Origin of the sequence: Mycobacterium montefiorense, from assembly GCF_025823255.1 — a bacterium.
In the GTDB taxonomy this organism is placed as follows: domain Bacteria; phylum Actinomycetota; class Actinomycetes; order Mycobacteriales; family Mycobacteriaceae; genus Mycobacterium; species Mycobacterium montefiorense.
This window is the reverse complement of the sequence record NZ_JACKVL010000015.1, coordinates 116,053-131,767: the sequence shown is the minus strand read 5'-3', so window position 1 is coordinate 131,767 and position 15,715 is coordinate 116,053. Positions and strand designations below refer to the sequence as shown.

Here is a 15,715-nt window from a genome sequence, read left to right as displayed (position 1 = left end):
CGGGGCGCACCGCGGAGCGGTAAAGCCGGTGCGCATGACGCACATTTGGGACGCGACGTAGCGTGGAGTGGTGACATCACCGAACAACCCGCCCCGAACCGTCGGCGAACTACGCGCCACCGGCCATCGTGAACGGGGAGTCAAGCAGGAAATCCGCGAGAATCTGCTGACGGCGCTGGCCGAGGGTGACGACATTTGGCCGGGGATCTTCGGATTCGACGACACCGTCTTGCCCCAACTGGAGCGGGCGCTGATCGCGGGTCACGACTTCGTTCTGCTCGGCGAACGCGGCCAGGGCAAAACTCGGCTGCTGCGTGCGCTGGTCGGGCTGCTCGACGAATGGACGCCGGTGATCGGCGGCGCGGAGCTGGGCGAGCACCCCTACACGCCGATCACGCCGGAGTCGATCCGTCGGGCCGCCACACTCGGCGACGACCTCCCGGTCGAGTGGCGGCACCGCAGCGAGCGCTACACCGAGAAGCTGGCCACTCCCGATACCAGCGTCGCGGACCTGGTCGGCGACATCGACCCGATCAAGGTGGCCGAGGGCCGCAGCCTCGGTGACCCGGAGACCATTGCCTACGGGCTGATTCCGCGCGCACACCGTGGTGTCGTAGCCGTCAACGAACTGCCCGACCTCGCCGAGCGCATTCAGGTGTCGATGCTCAACGTGATGGAGGAACGCGACATCCAGGTGCGTGGCTACACGCTGCGTCTGCCGCTGGACGTGTTGGTGGTCGCCAGTGCCAACCCCGAGGACTACACGAACCGCGGCCGCATCATCACCCCGCTCAAAGACCGGTTCGGCGCCGAGATCCGCACCCATTACCCGCTGGAGCTGGATGCGGAGGTGGGCGTCATCGTTCAGGAAGCACATCTGAGCGCGCAGGTGCCCGATTACCTGACGCAGGTGATCGCGCGGTTCGCCCGCTACCTGCGGGAGTCCAACTCGGTCGACCAAAGGTCCGGCGTATCGGCGCGGTTCGCGATCGCCGCCGCCGAGACCGTCGCCGCCTCGGCCCGCCACCGCGGCGCAGTGCTCGGCGAGAGCGACCCGGTCGCCCGTGTTGTGGACCTGGGCACCGTGATCGACGTGCTGCGCGGCAAGCTGGAATTCGAATCCGGTGAGGAAGGCCGCGAACAGGCGGTGCTCGAGCACCTGTTGCGTCGCGCGACTGCCGACGCCGCGTCTCGAGCGCTCGGCGGCATCGATGTCGCCCCGTTGGTCACCGCGGTGGAAGGCGGCTCGGCGGTGACGACGGGTGAGCGGATTTCGGCCAAGGACGTGCTAGCCGCGGTTCCGGGATTGTCCGTCGTGGAGGAGATCGCCAACCGGTTGCACGCGGAATCCGAGGGCGAACGTGCTGCGGCACTGGAACTTGCGCTGGAAGCGCTGTATCTCGCCAAGCGAATCGACAAGGTATCCGGCGAAGGCCAAACCGTCTATGGCTAAAGGGCATTCGTCGCGATACTCGGCGTACACCGGCGGACCTGACCCGCTGGCTCCGCCGGTGGATCTGCGCGAGGCGCTCGAGCAGATCGGCCAGGACGTGATGGGCGGGACCTCCCCGCGCCGGGCGCTGTCCGAGCTACTGCGTCGTGGTACCGAGAACATGCGTGGTGCCGACCGGCTGGCTTCCGAAGCCAACCGTCGTCGGCGAGATCTGTTGCGCCGCAACAACTTAGACGGGACTTTGCAGGACATCAAGAAGCTACTCGACGAAGCGGTGCTGGCCGAGCGCAAGGAGCTGGCCCGGGCTCTCGACGACGACGCCCGCTTCGGTGAACTGCAGCTCGACGCGCTGCCGTCGTCGCCGGCCAAGGCCGTCCAAGAACTGTCCGAGTACAAGTGGCGCAGCCCGGAAGCTCGCGAAAAGTACGATCAGATCAAGGATTTGCTCGGCCGCGAGATGCTGGATCAGCGCTTCTCCGGCATGAAAGAGGCGCTGGAGGGTGCCACCGACGAGGATCGCCAGCGCGTCAACGACATGCTGGACGACCTCAACGAGCTGCTCGACAAGCACAACCGCGGCGAGGACACTCAGCAAGACTTTGAAAACTTCATGGACAAACACGGCGAATTCTTTCCGGAGAATCCGCGCAACATCGATGAGCTGATGGACTCGCTGGCTCAGCGGGCCGCCGCCGCGCAGCGCTTCCGCAACAGTCTGAGTCCCGACCAACGTGCCGAACTTGATGCCTTGGCACAGCAGGCATTTGGATCTCCGTCGCTGATGCAGGCGTTGAACCGGCTCGACGCGAACCTGCAGGCTGCCCGGCCGGGCGAGGACTGGATGGGCTCCGAACAGTTTTCCGGCGACAACCCGTTCGGGATGGGCGAAGGCACCCAGGCGCTGGCCGACGTCGCCGAATTGGAACAGCTGGCCGATCAGCTTTCGCAAAGCTATCCCGGTGCCACCATGGACGACGTCGATCTGGATGCGTTGGCCCGCCAGCTCGGCGACCAGGCCGCCATCGACGCGCGGACACTGTCCGAACTGGAACGGGCACTGGTTAATCAGGGCTTTTTGGATCGAGGTTCCGACGGCCAGTGGCGACTGTCACCCAAGGCCATGCGCAGGCTCGGTGAGACGGCGTTACGCGATGTGGCACAACAGCTTTCCAGCCGGCGTGGCGACCGCGAGCTCCGGCGCGCCGGAGCGGCCGGTGAACTGACCGGCGCCACCCGGCCGTGGCAGTTCGGTGACACCGAGCCGTGGAACATCCCCCGCACGCTGACCAATGCGGTGTTGCGGCAGTCGGGAACCGCGACACTGGATAACGCGAATCCGGCCCTGAAGATCGCCGTCGACGACGTCGAGGTATCCGAGACCGAGATGCGCACCCAGGCGGCGGTCGCGCTGCTGGTCGACACGTCGTTCTCGATGGTGATGGAGAACCGCTGGCTGCCGATGAAGCAGACGGCGCTGGCCCTCAATCACCTGGTATCAACCCGGTTCCGGGCGGATGCCTTGCAGATCATCGCCTTTGGCCGCTATGCCCGGACTGTGACCGCCGCCGAGCTGACCGGTCTGGAGGGCGTCTACGAACAGGGCACCAACCTGCATCACGCGCTGGCACTGGCGGGCCGTCAGCTGCGCCGGCATCCCAACGCGCAGCCCGTGGTGCTGGTGGTGACCGACGGTGAGCCCACCGCGCATCTCGAGGATGTCGACGGTGACGGATCGTCGGTGTTTTTTGATTACCCGCCGCACCCGCGGACCATCGCCCACACGGTGCATGGGTTCGACGACATGGCGCGGCTCGGCGCGCAGATCACGATCTTCCGGCTGGGCAGCGACCCCGGCCTGGCCCGGTTTATCGACCAGGTCGCGCGACGGGTCGAGGGACGCGTTGTGGTGCCCGATCTCGATGGTCTGGGAGCCGCGGTGGTGGGCGACTATCTGCGGTCCCGGCGGCGCCGCTAGCGCATTACCGTGCTGCTGGTGCGCCAGCCCGTCGCGGCAGTCAGCGAAAATTCATTCAGAGCGCTTGCAATATGCTGTTGCAGTTCATCATTCGAGTTGTCGCGGCCCAGCTGATAGGCGAGGACCGTGACGAAGACCTGTCCGTGTACTCGTCCCGACAACAACGCGAGCGCTCCGTTGGTGCGGTGCATCGTCGTGTTGGTCACGTCCGGGTACACCGACTTCATCGCGAAGTGGTCGGCGTCCGTGCCGTCCGGCCGGTTGGTCGCCGGATCGATCGCACCGAGGTTCGATGAGACGACCGTGGTTGCACTGCCGGTGACGACGCTGATCAATCGCCGGAAGACGGGCTTCGGTATCAACGGAACCAGCGGCAGCAATGTCCACCGCTCGTCGGGCAGCTCCTGATGGGCGATCAACGCGTGCTTGATTGCGGCGCGAATGTCGCGCAGGCCGGTCGTCGCGGTTGCCGGTTTGACCGTGACGTCGACGTTGATCACCGCGTTGGCGCGGGTATCTCCGGGGGCGCGCTCATTGAGCGGCATCCCCACATTGACCGAGCCGTCTGCGGCGACCCGCCCCACGCGCTGGGCGAGGTGGGTTGCTAGCCCCGCGAGCAGCGCATTGCTGGTGCCCCCGAGCGATTCTGCGCGGGCATCCCACTCGCCGGCGTCGAAGAAGAGCATCGCCATGGGCAGCGTGATGCTTTCATCCGGTCCGCCGAAGCGCTTTTTCGGTGTGCGGGCGGTGGACCCGGCGCCGTCGCGTCCGCGCCGGGCCATGCGCGCCGCGGCGACGACGGCGCGACCCATATCTGCTGTGTCGCGCGCGGTTTGGCGTGCGTCCTGGTACAGCGCCCGCCACTGTCGTCGCGATGATGCCGCCGGCCACGCGATGGCGTCGTCGCGTCCGCATGCCGCGTCGGCCAGCGCCTCGCACAGCCCGACCCCGTCGGTGAGGCAATGTGTGACAACGAAGCTGACCACCGCTCCGCCGTCGGTCAGCGGCAACGCCGCGAGGTGCCACCCGGGCCCGTGTTCGGCATCCGGGCGCTCACTGGCCTGCCGGTCGAGCCACGCGTCGATTGCCGCACGCGGCCGCGGCGTCGCGGCGATCTCGAGGCTGGGCCGATCGCTCGGCGATACCCAGCGATGGCGGCCGAACGGCAAGGGGGACCGTTCGATGCGCCGCGATAGCCGTCCCCGCCCGAGGTGGCGGTGGAACTCTCGCAGACCGTCGATGTCGATGGCGTGCTCGTACACCCAGATACATTGCAGCACACTGGTCGTCGCTGTTGCCCGCTCGCCGAGAAAGAGTGTTTGGTCGGCTAGATCCAGCACGTTGCTCATATTCTAGGCCGCCTCGTTGTCGTCTTCCGTAGGGGCAAGGGCGTACAGTCCGTCCGAATTCACCACGGTGCCAACCGTGATCGACGCTTCCCGGGTCTTGCCGACGACGCGGGCGAAGATCCGATGCAATGTCTCGATGTACTGGTGCACCGACTCACGCGCTATCTCGTTGTCCGGGAAGGAGATCGTTACGGTCGTTCGCTCGGCATGCCTGTTGATCCACACGTTGACACCGCCCGCCGACAGACTGTCGCCGTAGGTACCGAATTTCGTCTCCGCCCACAAGCCGTTCAGCGGAATCTTGCGGAAATCGAGGAAAGACAACATCATCGGCAGTTGCGTGGGCAGCTTGATGCCCAACTCGTCCGGTGTCGCCAACTCCAGCACTCGCTGGACCGGCACATGACCAAGGTCCTTGGCTGCGTCGAACGACTTCTGGGCGGCGCGGGCTGCCTCAGGGAATGAGACGCCCGCGGCCGGCACGGTGACCGGAACCATGCTCGCGAACCAACCCACCGTCATGGTGTCGATGCCCGGTGTCCTGGTGTCGCGGGCGGTGAAGCCGTGATGGATCTCATTGCCGGTCAATTCATGCTCGGCCAATGCCGTGCACGCCAGGACTCCGCCGAGGAACCGGGCACCGGCCGTGACGCAGGTGGCGTCGAACGCCTCTGTTTGGGCCGTATCCAACAATTCGACGGTCACCAAGTCGCCTGCGGTGCTACTCCACGTGTCTCCCAGCGGCAGTGGGAAGCTCGGCCAGTTGCCGTCGGTGTCGCGCGCGTAATCGATCCAGCCCTTGATCTCCGGGGAGGACAGAGTCAGGGCGCCAACCTTCTCGCGCTGGCGCGCGGTGTAGTCGCAGTAGCTCCTGAGCTGGGCAGGCGTGCCGGACTGGTGTGCCGTCCCCTGCGTCAGTTCTTGATACGTCAGGTGGATGTCGAAGAAGATGACGCCGGCGGACAGGCCGTCGATGTGCAGGTGGTCGACGCTGGCGTAGAAGGTGAAATAGTCGGTGTGCTCGACGATGCCGAAGGTGAAGCAGCCCCATTCGAGCGTTTCACGAGGCGTCGTCAAGACGTGGGTCCGAACTTGGTCAGGCGTCATCTGACCCCACGACACGGGCATCAGATCGATGGCATCGGGGTCGTCGATCGCGCGGCGCACGATGACGCCGTTCTCGAATTCGAACCAACTGTGGTAGGTGTCGTGGCGGCGGACATGGGCGTTGATCGCCGTGGTCATTGCCGCAATGTCGCACTCGCCGGCGATGTCCCACGCCACGACCATCAGGCGCGGTAGCTGCCTGTCCGTTGCCTTGCCGTGGTAGGCGGACCAGAGATGTTGCGCCTGTTGGTAACTCGGCGCCAGATCACTCCGGCGCGCGGTACGAGCCGCTTCATACGCCGTGGGTAGGGCCGTCCACATGGTGAGTGGACCATGCGGCGGTTGCCATTTGTTGATGTTCCCGAGTGCGACCATTTCCCAGCCTCGCTGTATCTGATGCCGACATTCCCTGTGCGGCGTGCGAGTGGCGGAAAGGCAATTCGCGCATGGTTTTTCGCGCAGCCTTACTACACCCTTCGCGCTGGAATTCTTGCGACGCACTTCCCGATGTGCCTGCGCCCAAACCTTGGACGTCGCTTGTACCCCCCCGAGCCGCTGGCCTGGACGCTAGTCGACAGATGAGGCTATTTCGGGCTTTTGCGAAGATATGCAATCCCACGCATTTTCACCGCGGTGCCAGTAGCCTTTACCGCCCGATCGGGATGGCGCCTGAATATCGGGGCAAGTGGCGTCGGATTATTGGTGGGGTCTGCGGGCTTTGCGCTTGATACCCACACCGCCCCACAGCGAAAAGCCGTGGATATTCACTCTTGGTGCGCCGGGCGTACCTTGGCCGACGATCTCGCGATCGAAACCGCCCATCACCCCGCGGCCGCGGATCTCGACATTGACCTCCGGCGGCAGCAGGATGTTCTGCGCACCCATGATCGAGACCACGTGGATATCGACTTCGGTCGACGTGAAATCGGCGTAGCGCAGATCCACCACCCCGCTGCCCCACAGCGTGAACGTGGTCAGCTTCTTGGGTACATTCCATCGCCCGCGACGCTCGAATCCGCTCAGCAGCGCCAGCAGCAGCGTCGACGGCGCCGGATTCGGGTTACCGCCCCGGCGTGGGCTTAGCGGTCCAGGCAAATCGGCTCGCAGTTTGTCCAGCTCTTCATAGGTCGTCGCCGCATAGGCCCTGGTCAAGCGGTCTTCGTAATCTTTGAGCTGCAAGCGACCCTGCTCAGCCGCATAGGCCAGTAATTGTGCAATTTGGATGCGATCGGTATCAGCCGCCCGCGACAAATCACCGGGGGCTTCCTTCGCATCGTTGCGCGCCGAATCGCTCATCACCCACGAGCGTACGACGTACAACTTTTGCTGCAAGAGGGTTGGCTAAATCGAAACCATCCGCCTACGCCCCGGTTAATCGCGGCCGGCATCGTCATTAGCGGGCGGGGCCCAACTGGGCGGACGTTTCTGCAGGAACGCAAGCATGCCCTCACGCGCCTCATCGGAGACAAACAACCGCGCGGATTCCTCAGCAAGCCGCTGCGCATCGCGGTCGAATCCGGCGAGTACAGCGGACGTCGTCAGCGCCTTGGATGCCGCCAGCCCCTGGGGCGACCCGCACCCGATGTCGGCGACCAGCTTGGCGACCGCGGCCTCCACGTCGTCTGCGGCCATCGTGACCAATCCGATCTCGGCGGCCACGCCCGCGTCGAACGTCTCGCCGGTCAGGTAGTAACGAGCCGCTGCCCGCGCTGACAGCTTCGGCAGCAGTGTCAGCGAGATGATCGACGGGGCGACACCAATGCGCGCCTCGGTCAGCGCGAAGGTGCTGCGCGGCCCGGCCACCGTGATGTCGCAGGCGCCGACCAAGCCGAATCCGCCCGCGCGAACATGACCGTTGACGGCCGCGATGACCGGCAGCGGCGAGGAGACGATGGCGCGCAGCAGTGCGGTCATCTCCCGGGCCCGTGCCGACGCCATCTCCAAGGGGCTACCGCCGCTGGCCTCGCTGAGGTCCGCTCCAGCGCAGAACGTGCCGCCGGCGTGGCCGAGCACTACCACCCGCACCGCCGGATCCGCTGCCGCATCCTGCAATCCCTGGTGCAATTGGCTGACCAGAGTGGTCGACAACGCGTTGCGGTTGTGCGGCGAGTTCAGCGTCAGCCGGGCGAACGGACCCGCGACGGTATCCGGCCCGGCGTATTCGACTAAACGATTTTCCATTAGTCGCGCTTCAGTAGCTTCGGGGCAGGCCCAGGGATGTCTGTGCGACGAAGTTCAGCACCATCTCGCGGCTGACCGGCGCGATCCGCCCCAGCCTGGCCGAAGTCAGCATCGCCCCAACTCCGTACTCTTTGGTCAGCCCGTTGCCGCCCATCGACTGCACGGCCTGATCCACCGAACGGGTAGCCGCTTCGGCCGCAGCGTATTTGGCCATATTGGCGGCCTCCGCTGCGCCCGCATCGTCGCCGCTGTCGTAGAGTGTTGCGGCCTTCTGCAACATCAGTTTGGCCAACTCGACCTCAATGTGGCACTGCGCCAACGGATGTGACAGTCCTTGGTGTGCGCCGATCGGCGTTCCCCACACTTGGCGGGTCTTGACGTAGTCGGCGGCCTTGTCCAGTGCGAACCGGCCCATGCCCACCGAGCTGGATGCGCCCATGATCCGCTCGGGGTTCAGGCCCGCGAAAAGCTGTGCGATCGCGGCGTCTTCGGCCCCGACGAGTGCATCGGCGGGCAGCCGGACATCGTCCAGGAAGACCTGGAACTGGCGCTCGGGGCTGATCAGCTCCATCTCGATGGGGGTGTAGGTGAAGCCGGGAGAGTCGGTGGGCACTACGAATAGCGCCGGGCGCAGCTTGCCGGTCTTGGCTTCCTCGGAGCGAGCCACCACCAGCACGGCCTGCGCTTGGTCGATACCGGAGATAAAGACCTTCTGGCCCTTGAGAATCCAGTCGCTGCCGTCCCGGCGCGCCGTCGTGGTGATCTTGTGGGAGTTGGACCCGGCGTCGGGCTCGGTGATCGCGAATGCCATCGTGCACGTGCCGTCGGCGATGGATGGAATCCAGCGCTTCTTCTGCTCCTCGGTACCGAACTTGCTGATGATGGTGCCGTTGATCGCGGGCGAGACCACCATCAGCAGCAGCGCGCTGCCCGCGGCGGCCATTTCCTCCATGACCAGTGACAGCTCGTACATTCCGGCGCCACCGCCGCCGTATTCCTCCGGCAGGTTCACCCCGAGGAAGCCGAGCTTGCCTGCCTCGGACCACAATTCATCGGTGTGCTGGTGGGCGCGCGCCTTTTCCAAGTAGTACTCGCTGCCGTAGTTGGACGCCCACGCGGCCACCGACTTGCGCAGCGCCTGGCGCTCCTCGCTTTCGATGAAGCTGGTATCGGTCATTTAAGAATCTCCTTTTGCTTGGCCGTTTTCTTCAGAGGCGTCACCGGGTGCTTCGACTATTGCCAGGACGGCCCCGACTTCGACTTGTTGACCGGTCGTGACGTTCAGTGAGCTGAGCACGCCGTCGGACGGCGCGGTGATGGTGTGCTCCATCTTCATTGCCTCCAACCAGATCAGCGGCTGACCGGTTGTGACGCCGTCACCCACCTGCGCGCCGAGCCGGATGACGTTACCGGGCATCGGCGCCACCAGCGACCCCTTGGCGACGGAGGAACCCGGCTCGGGGAACCGGGGCACCGCGTCCAAATGAACCGGCCCACGCGCCGAGTCGACGTAGACGTCCCGGGCATAACGAGCAACGGTGAAGCTGCACGCCACCCCGTTGGCATCGGCGAGCACCACCTCATCGGGTGCCAATGAGACTAGTTGCACCGGTTCATTGCGGGCCAGCACTAATCCTGTTCTGGTGAAACGATATTCGACCCGGTGCTCGGTATTCGCGTCGTCGCAGTAGGTCTTGACCTGATAGCCCGAGGTCAGGTTTCGCCAGCCGCTGGGCATCGAGCCGAACACGGCGGCCGTCGCGCGACTGTGCGCGGCGTCGGCGAGCGCAGCGGCGATCGCCGACATACGCACGACGCCGTTGTCGCCCAGCGGCGCCGACAGCTGTGCCAGGCCGTGGGTGTCGAAAAATGCGGTGTCGGTGGCACCTTCGAGGAACGCCGGATGCCGCAGCACGTTGACCAGCAGCTCGCGGTTGGTGCGCAGCCCGTGCAGTCGCGTCCGAGCCAGGGCGTCGGCAAGCACCAGCGCGGCTTGGCGCCGGGTCGGCGCGTATGAGATGACCTTGGCCAGCATCGGGTCGTAGTGAATCGACACAGTTGATCCGTCGACGATGCCGGAGTCCAGCCGGATTCCGGTGCGCCGGGCAAGCGGGCCGAACTGCGCCCGGGTGCCCGGCACGTCGAAGGCGTGCACCGCGCCGGCTTGCGGCTGCCAGCCCCGCGCGGGGTCTTCGGCGTAGAGCCGGGCTTCAATCGAATGGCCCTGGGCGACAGGAGGTTGCGCATCCAGACGGTCGCCGTCGGCGACCGCGATCTGCAATTCGACGAGGTCGAGCCCGGTGGTCTCTTCGGTGACCGGGTGCTCAACCTGCAACCGGGTGTTCATCTCCAGGAAGAAGAACTCACCGTCGTCGTCAGCGAGGAACTCCACCGTCCCGGCACCGGCGTAGCCGATCGCACCGGCGGCCAGCCGGGCGGCATCGAACAACTTGGCCCGCATCCCTGGAATGCGTTCCACCAACGGCGAGGGCGCTTCTTCGATGATCTTCTGGTGGCGCCGCTGAATCGAGCATTCCCGTTCGCCGACGGCCCACACGGTGCCGTGGGTGTCGGCGAGCACCTGAACCTCCACATGGTGGCCGGTCGGCAGATATCGCTCGCAGAACACGGTCGGATCGCCGAACGCGGACTGCGCTTCGCGCTGGGCCGCGGCGACTTCGCCTGCCAGAGCTGACAACTCGCGGACCACACGCATTCCGCGGCCACCGCCGCCCGCGGAGGCCTTGACCAGCACCGGCAGCTGCGCTTGCGTGACCGAGTCGGGGTCGAGTTCGTCGAGCACCGGCACCCCGGCCGAGGCCATTAGTTTTTTGGACTCGATCTTGGAGCCCATTGCCCGCACCGCGCCCACCGGCGGCCCGATCCAGGTCAGGCCCGCGTCTTCGACGGCAGCCGCGAAATTGGCATTCTCCGAAAGGAATCCGTAGCCAGGGTGCACCGCGTCGGCGCCGGCGGCACGGGCGGCGGCGATGATGGCCTCGGCGTTGAGATAGTCGTTGGTCCTGTCCAGCCGGACCCTAGCGTCGGCCTCGGCGACGTGCGGGGCCGCGGCGTCCGGGTCGGTGTAGACCGCGACGGTGCTCAGACCGAGTCGCCGGCAGGTCGCGAAGACCCGGCGGGCGATCTCGCCGCGGTTGGCAACCAGTACTCGAGTGATTCCCATGGGGCTCACATCCGGAAGACGCCGAAGTTCGACGTCCCCTTGATCGGGCCATTCGCGATGGCGGACAGACACATTCCCAGTACCGTGCGGGTATCGCGGGGGTCGATCACCCCGTCGTCGTAGAGCATGCCGGATAAGACCATCGGCAGCGATTCGGCCTCGATCTGGCCCTCGACGGCGGCCCGCATCGCGGCATCGGCATCCTCGTCGACCTGCTGCCCGCGGGCTTCGGCGGCCGCGCGGCTCACGATCGACAGCACACCGGCCAGCTGTACACCGCCCATGACCGCGGATTTGGCGCTGGGCCAGGCGAACAGGAAGCGCGGGTCGTACGCCCGCCCGCACATGCCGTAGTGGCCTGCTCCGTAGGACGCGCCGATCAGCAGCGAGATATGCGGGACCGTCGAATTGGAGACGGCGTTGATCATCATCGACCCGTGCTTGATCATGCCGCCCTCTTCATAGTCCTTGCCGACCATGTATCCGGTGGTGTTGTGCAAGAACAACAGTGGGGTGTCGTAGCGGTTGGCCAGCTGAATGAACTGGGTAGCCTTCTGTGACTCCTCGCTGAACAGCACACCGCGGTGGTTGGCCAGGATGCCGATCGGATAGCCGCCAAGGGTGGCCCAGCCGGTCACCAGCGACGAGCCGTACATCGGCTTGAATTCGTCGAATTCGGAGCCATCGACGATGCGCGCGATCACGTCACGCGGATCGAACGGGATGCGCAGATCCGACGACACGATGCCGATCAGCTCCTCGGCATCGAAGCGCGGTTCGGTCACCGGTCGCGGTGTCGGCCCGAGCTTGCGCCAGTTCAGCCGGGCCACTACCCGGCGCCCGATGCGGATCGCGTCCAGCTCGTCGACGGCGAAGTAGTCAGCCAGACCCGAAGTGCGGGCATGCATTTCGGCACCACCGAGCGATTCATCGTCGGATTCCTCGCCGGTGGCCATCTTTACCAGCGGGGGACCGGCCAGAAACACCTTCGAGCGTTCCTTGATCATCACCACGTGATCGGACATGCCGGGGATGTAGGCACCGCCGGCCGTCGAGTTGCCGAAGACGAGCGCGATGGTCGGAATGCCGGCCGCCGACAGCCGGGTCAGGTCGCGGAACATCTGGCCGCCGGGGACGAAGATCTCTTTCTGGGTGGGCAGGTCGGCGCCACCGGACTCCACCAGTGATACGACCGGCAGCCGGTTCTCACGTGCGATCTGGTTGGCCCGCAGGATCTTCTTCAGCGTCCAGGGGTTGCTGGTGCCGCCCTTGACGGTCGGGTCGTTGGCGACGATCAGGCACTCGACGCCCTCGACCGCAGCGATGCCGACCACCACGCTCGCCCCCAGGGTGAACGAACTGCCGTAAGCGGCCAACGGGCTCAGCTCGAGGAACGGCGAGTCCGGGTCCACCAGCAGTTCGATGCGCTCGCGCGCGGTGAGTTTTCCACGGGAGCGGTGGCGCTGCGTGTATTTCGCTCCGCCGCCCGCGAGCGCCTTGTCGTGCTCGAGGTCGATCTCGGCTAGCTTGGCCATCATGGTTTCGGCCGCGTCGGCGTAGCTGGGCGCCTTCGGGTCGAGGGTGGACTGCAGCACGGTCATGATTGGAATCCCAGGAGTTTGGCGGACAGTGCGGTCAGTATTTCGGTGGTTCCGCCGCCAATGCCCAGGATCCGCATGTCCCGGTATTGGCGTTCGACTTCGGATTCGGCCATATAGCCCATGCCGCCGAAGAGCTGAACGGCTTGATTGGCCACCCATTCGCCGGCTTCGACGGCCGTGTTCTTGGCGAAGCACACCTGCGGGATCAGATTCGTCTCGCCGGCGAGCTGGCACTGGACCACGTGGCGTGAATAGACCCGGGCAACGTCGATGCGGCGGGCCATTTCGGCCAGGGTGTTCTGCACCGACTGCCGCGAAATCAGCGGGCGGCCGAACGTCTCGCGGTCGCGACACCACTGCACGGTGATGTCCAGACAACGTTGCGCACTCGAATATGCTTGTGCGGCGAGGCCGATACGTTCAGATACGAATGCCTGCGCGATCTGGGCGAAACCACTGTTCTCGGCGCCGACCAGGTTGGCCACCGGAACCCGGGCGTCGGTGTAGGACAACTCAGCGGTGTCAGACGACCGCCAGCCCATCTTGTCCAGCTTGCGGCTCACCTCGAAGCCTGGTGTGCCCTTCTCGACTGCCAGCAGCGAAACCCCCGCTGCGCCAGGACCTCCGGTGCGCACTGCGGTCACGACATAGTCGGCGCGAACGCCGGAGGTGATGTAGGTCTTGGCGCCGTTGACCACATAATGATCCCCGTCACGCACCGCGGTGGTGCGCAAATGCCCGACATCTGACCCGCCGCCGGGTTCGGTGATGGCCAGGGATCCGATCATGGTGCCGGCCAACGTCGGTCGCACGAACTCCCCGATCAGCCGCTGATCACCCGAGGCGATCATGTGCGGTACCGCGATGCCACAGGTGAACAGCGACGCGAAGACACCGCCCGGGGCACCGGCCTGGTGGAACTCCTCGCAGATGAGCACCGCGTCGGCGCCGTCGCCGCCGCCACCGCCGACCGCTTCTGGCAGCCCGGCGCCCAGCAGCCCGGCCGCCCCCGCGCGACGGTGTAGGTCGCGCGGCAGATCGCCGGTGCGTTCCCACTCGTCGACGTGGGGCAGGATTTCGCGTTCGGTGAACGAGCGCACCGTCTTTCGCAGCTGCTCGCGCTCCGGCGTGTTCCAAAGATTCACAAAAGCCCTTCCGGAATGTCGACGTGGCGGCTGCGCAGCCATTCGCCTAGCCCCTTGGCCTGGGGGTCGAACCGCGCTTGGTAGGCGACGCCCTGACCGAGGATGCCCTCGATCACGAAGTTCACCGTGCGCAGGTTGGGCAGCACGTGGCGGGTGACGTCGAAGTCCGTCGCTTCGGGCAGCAGCTCCTTGAGCAGGTCGACGGTCAATGTATTGGCCAGCCAACGCCATTGGTCCTCGGTGCGTACCCACACCCCGACGTTGGCCGAGCCGCCCTTGTCGCCGCTGCGGGCGCCGGCGATGCGGCCCAACGGCGCGCGCCGGGTCGCCCCCGCCGGCAGTGGGTCGGGCAACGGCGGGGGAGCGGCGGCGCATAGCTCCAAAGTTTCGGTGGCGCAAGGGATATCGACGCGCGCACCGTCAGCGTGCACCGCGATGTGCGGCACCGCGGCGGCATCGACGAAGCCCGCGGTGAAGACACCGTAGACCTGGCCATCGCCCGGCGGTGCGGTCACGTGGAAGCCCGGATAACTAGCAAGCGCCAATTCGACTGCTGCCGCCGAGAATTGGCGCCCGACATTGGCGGAGTCCGGGTCGCGAACCACGCAGCGCAGCAGCGCGCTGGCAGCTTCCTCGCTGTCGGCGTCGGGGTGATCGGTGCGGGCCAGCGTCCACTCCAGCTCGGCGGGCTTGACGGTGAGCCCGGCCTCGAGTTGCCGGCGCACCAGCTCGGCTTTGGCCTCGATGTCCAGACCGGTCAACACGAAGGTCATCGCGTTGCGGAAGCCGCCGATGCTGTTGAGCGAGACCTTGAGGGTGGGCGGCGGCGGCTCACCGACCACACCGCTGATGCGCACCCGGTCCGGGCCGTCCGCGGACAGCTCGACGGTGTCCATCCGGGCCGTGACGTCCGGATTGGCGTAGCGGGCGCCGGTGATTTCGTAGAGCAGCTGCGCGGTGACGGTGTCGACGCTGACCAGGCCGTCGGTGCCGGCGTGCTTGGTGATCACCGACGACCCGTCGGCGTTGACCTCGGCCAGCGGGAACCCGGCGTAGGACAGGTCGGGCACCTCGGTGAAAAACGCGTAGTTGCCGCCGGTGGCCTGGACGCCGCATTCGATGACGTGACCGGCGACCACCGCCCCGGCGAGCTCGTCGTAGTCGGTGCGGCTCCAGCCGAAATGCGCGGCCGCCGCCCCGACGATCACCGACGCGTCGGTGACCCGGCCGGTGACGACGACGTCGGCTCCGTCGCCCAGACAGTCCACGATGCCCCAAGCGCCCAGGTAGGCGTTGGCCGTCAGCGGTGTGCCCAGACCGAGTTCCGCCGCCCGCGGCGCCAGGTCGTCGCCCTCGACGTGGGCGATACGGGCGGCGATGCCCAGGCGCTCGGCCAGGACCCGGATCGCCTCGGCCAGTCCGGCGGGATTGAGGCCGCCGGCATTGGCCACGATGCGCACCCCGCGATCGCGGGCTTCGCCCAGGCAGTCCTCGAGCTGGGTCAGGAACGTCTTGGCGTAGCCGCGCTCGGGGTGCTTCATCTTGTCGCGGCCCAGGATGAGCATCGTGAGCTCGGCCAGGTAGTCGCCGGTGATGTAGTCCACGTCGCCGCCGGTCAGCATCTCGCGCATCGCTGCCAGCCGGTCGCCGTAGAACCCCGAGCAGTTCGCGATCCGGACAGCACCGGAACGCCCGGAAGCAGAGGCCATTGGCGTCCTCC

At 66.2% G+C, this 15,715-nt stretch carries 11 protein-coding genes; 2 read left to right on the top strand and 9 right to left on the bottom strand.

Features of this window, described 5'->3' with window-relative positions:
- Positions 1–67: 67 nt before the first annotated feature.
- Complete coding sequence (locus H7K34_RS19620) at positions 68–1,453, top strand: ATP-binding protein (protein WP_264063748.1); 1,386 nt, start codon at positions 68–70, stop codon at positions 1,451–1,453.
- Complete coding sequence (locus H7K34_RS19615; RefSeq protein ID WP_264063747.1) at positions 1,446–3,428, top strand: vWA domain-containing protein; 1,983 nt, start codon at positions 1,446–1,448, stop codon at positions 3,426–3,428. The genes H7K34_RS19620 and H7K34_RS19615 overlap by 8 nt, the downstream gene beginning before the upstream one ends.
- Here H7K34_RS19615 and H7K34_RS19610 read toward each other — a convergent pair.
- From H7K34_RS19610 to H7K34_RS19570, 9 genes are all read right to left on the bottom strand, one after another.
- Complete coding sequence (locus H7K34_RS19610; protein WP_264063746.1) at positions 3,425–4,777, bottom strand: hypothetical protein; 1,353 nt, start codon at positions 4,775–4,777, stop codon at positions 3,425–3,427. The two genes, H7K34_RS19615 and H7K34_RS19610, sit on opposite strands and share 4 nt — an antisense overlap.
- Before the next feature lie 3 nt (positions 4,778–4,780).
- Positions 4,781–6,259 carry a condensation domain-containing protein gene (locus H7K34_RS19605; protein ID WP_308203153.1) on the bottom strand — a complete coding sequence of 493 codons (1,479 nt, stop codon included), beginning with the start codon at positions 6,257–6,259 and terminating at the stop codon, positions 4,781–4,783.
- A gap of 321 nt (positions 6,260–6,580) precedes the next feature.
- Complete coding sequence (locus H7K34_RS19600; RefSeq protein ID WP_264063745.1) at positions 6,581–7,180, bottom strand: DUF1707 SHOCT-like domain-containing protein; 600 nt, start codon at positions 7,178–7,180, stop codon at positions 6,581–6,583.
- Between the two features lie 75 nt (positions 7,181–7,255).
- A complete protein-coding gene (locus tag H7K34_RS19595) occupies positions 7,256–8,065 on the bottom strand; it encodes an enoyl-CoA hydratase family protein (RefSeq protein WP_264063744.1) in 810 nt (269 codons plus the stop codon).
- A 10-nt stretch (positions 8,066–8,075) separates the two neighbouring features.
- Positions 8,076–9,242: an acyl-CoA dehydrogenase family protein gene (locus H7K34_RS19590; RefSeq protein WP_264063743.1), complete on the bottom strand. Its 1,167-nt coding sequence runs from the start codon at positions 9,240–9,242 to the stop codon at positions 8,076–8,078.
- A complete protein-coding gene (locus H7K34_RS19585; RefSeq protein ID WP_264063742.1) occupies positions 9,243–11,249 on the bottom strand; it encodes an acetyl/propionyl/methylcrotonyl-CoA carboxylase subunit alpha in 2,007 nt (668 codons plus the stop codon). It lies immediately after the preceding gene.
- 5 nt (positions 11,250–11,254) lie between these two features.
- On the bottom strand, positions 11,255–12,844 hold the full coding sequence (locus H7K34_RS19580) for an acyl-CoA carboxylase subunit beta (protein WP_264063802.1): 1,590 nt from the start codon (positions 12,842–12,844) through the stop codon (positions 11,255–11,257).
- Positions 12,845–12,846: 2 nt separating this feature from the next.
- Positions 12,847–13,995, bottom strand: a complete 1,149-nt coding sequence (locus H7K34_RS19575) for an acyl-CoA dehydrogenase family protein (RefSeq protein ID WP_264063741.1) — start codon at positions 13,993–13,995, stop codon at positions 12,847–12,849.
- Entirely contained in the window at positions 13,992–15,704 is a 1,713-nt protein-coding gene (locus H7K34_RS19570; RefSeq protein ID WP_264063740.1) for an acyclic terpene utilization AtuA family protein, read from the bottom strand. The genes H7K34_RS19575 and H7K34_RS19570 overlap by 4 nt, the downstream gene beginning before the upstream one ends.
- Between the last annotated feature and the right edge of the window lie 11 nt (positions 15,705–15,715).

Coding starts and splice junctions, on each gene's coding strand:
- H7K34_RS19615 (WP_264063747.1), top strand. CDS start 1,446: ATGGCTAAAGGGCATTCGTCGCGATACTCGGCGTACACCGGCGGACCT.
- H7K34_RS19610 (WP_264063746.1), bottom strand. CDS start 4,777: ATGAGCAACGTGCTGGATCTAGCCGACCAAACACTCTTTCTCGGCGAG.
- H7K34_RS19605 (WP_308203153.1), bottom strand. CDS start 6,259: ATGGTCGCACTCGGGAACATCAACAAATGGCAACCGCCGCATGGTCCA.
- H7K34_RS19600 (WP_264063745.1), bottom strand. CDS start 7,180: ATGAGCGATTCGGCGCGCAACGATGCGAAGGAAGCCCCCGGTGATTTG.
- H7K34_RS19595 (WP_264063744.1), bottom strand. CDS start 8,065: ATGGAAAATCGTTTAGTCGAATACGCCGGGCCGGATACCGTCGCGGGT.
- H7K34_RS19590 (WP_264063743.1), bottom strand. CDS start 9,242: ATGACCGATACCAGCTTCATCGAAAGCGAGGAGCGCCAGGCGCTGCGC.
- H7K34_RS19585 (WP_264063742.1), bottom strand. CDS start 11,249: ATGGGAATCACTCGAGTACTGGTTGCCAACCGCGGCGAGATCGCCCGC.
- H7K34_RS19570 (WP_264063740.1), bottom strand. CDS start 15,704: ATGGCCTCTGCTTCCGGGCGTTCCGGTGCTGTCCGGATCGCGAACTGC.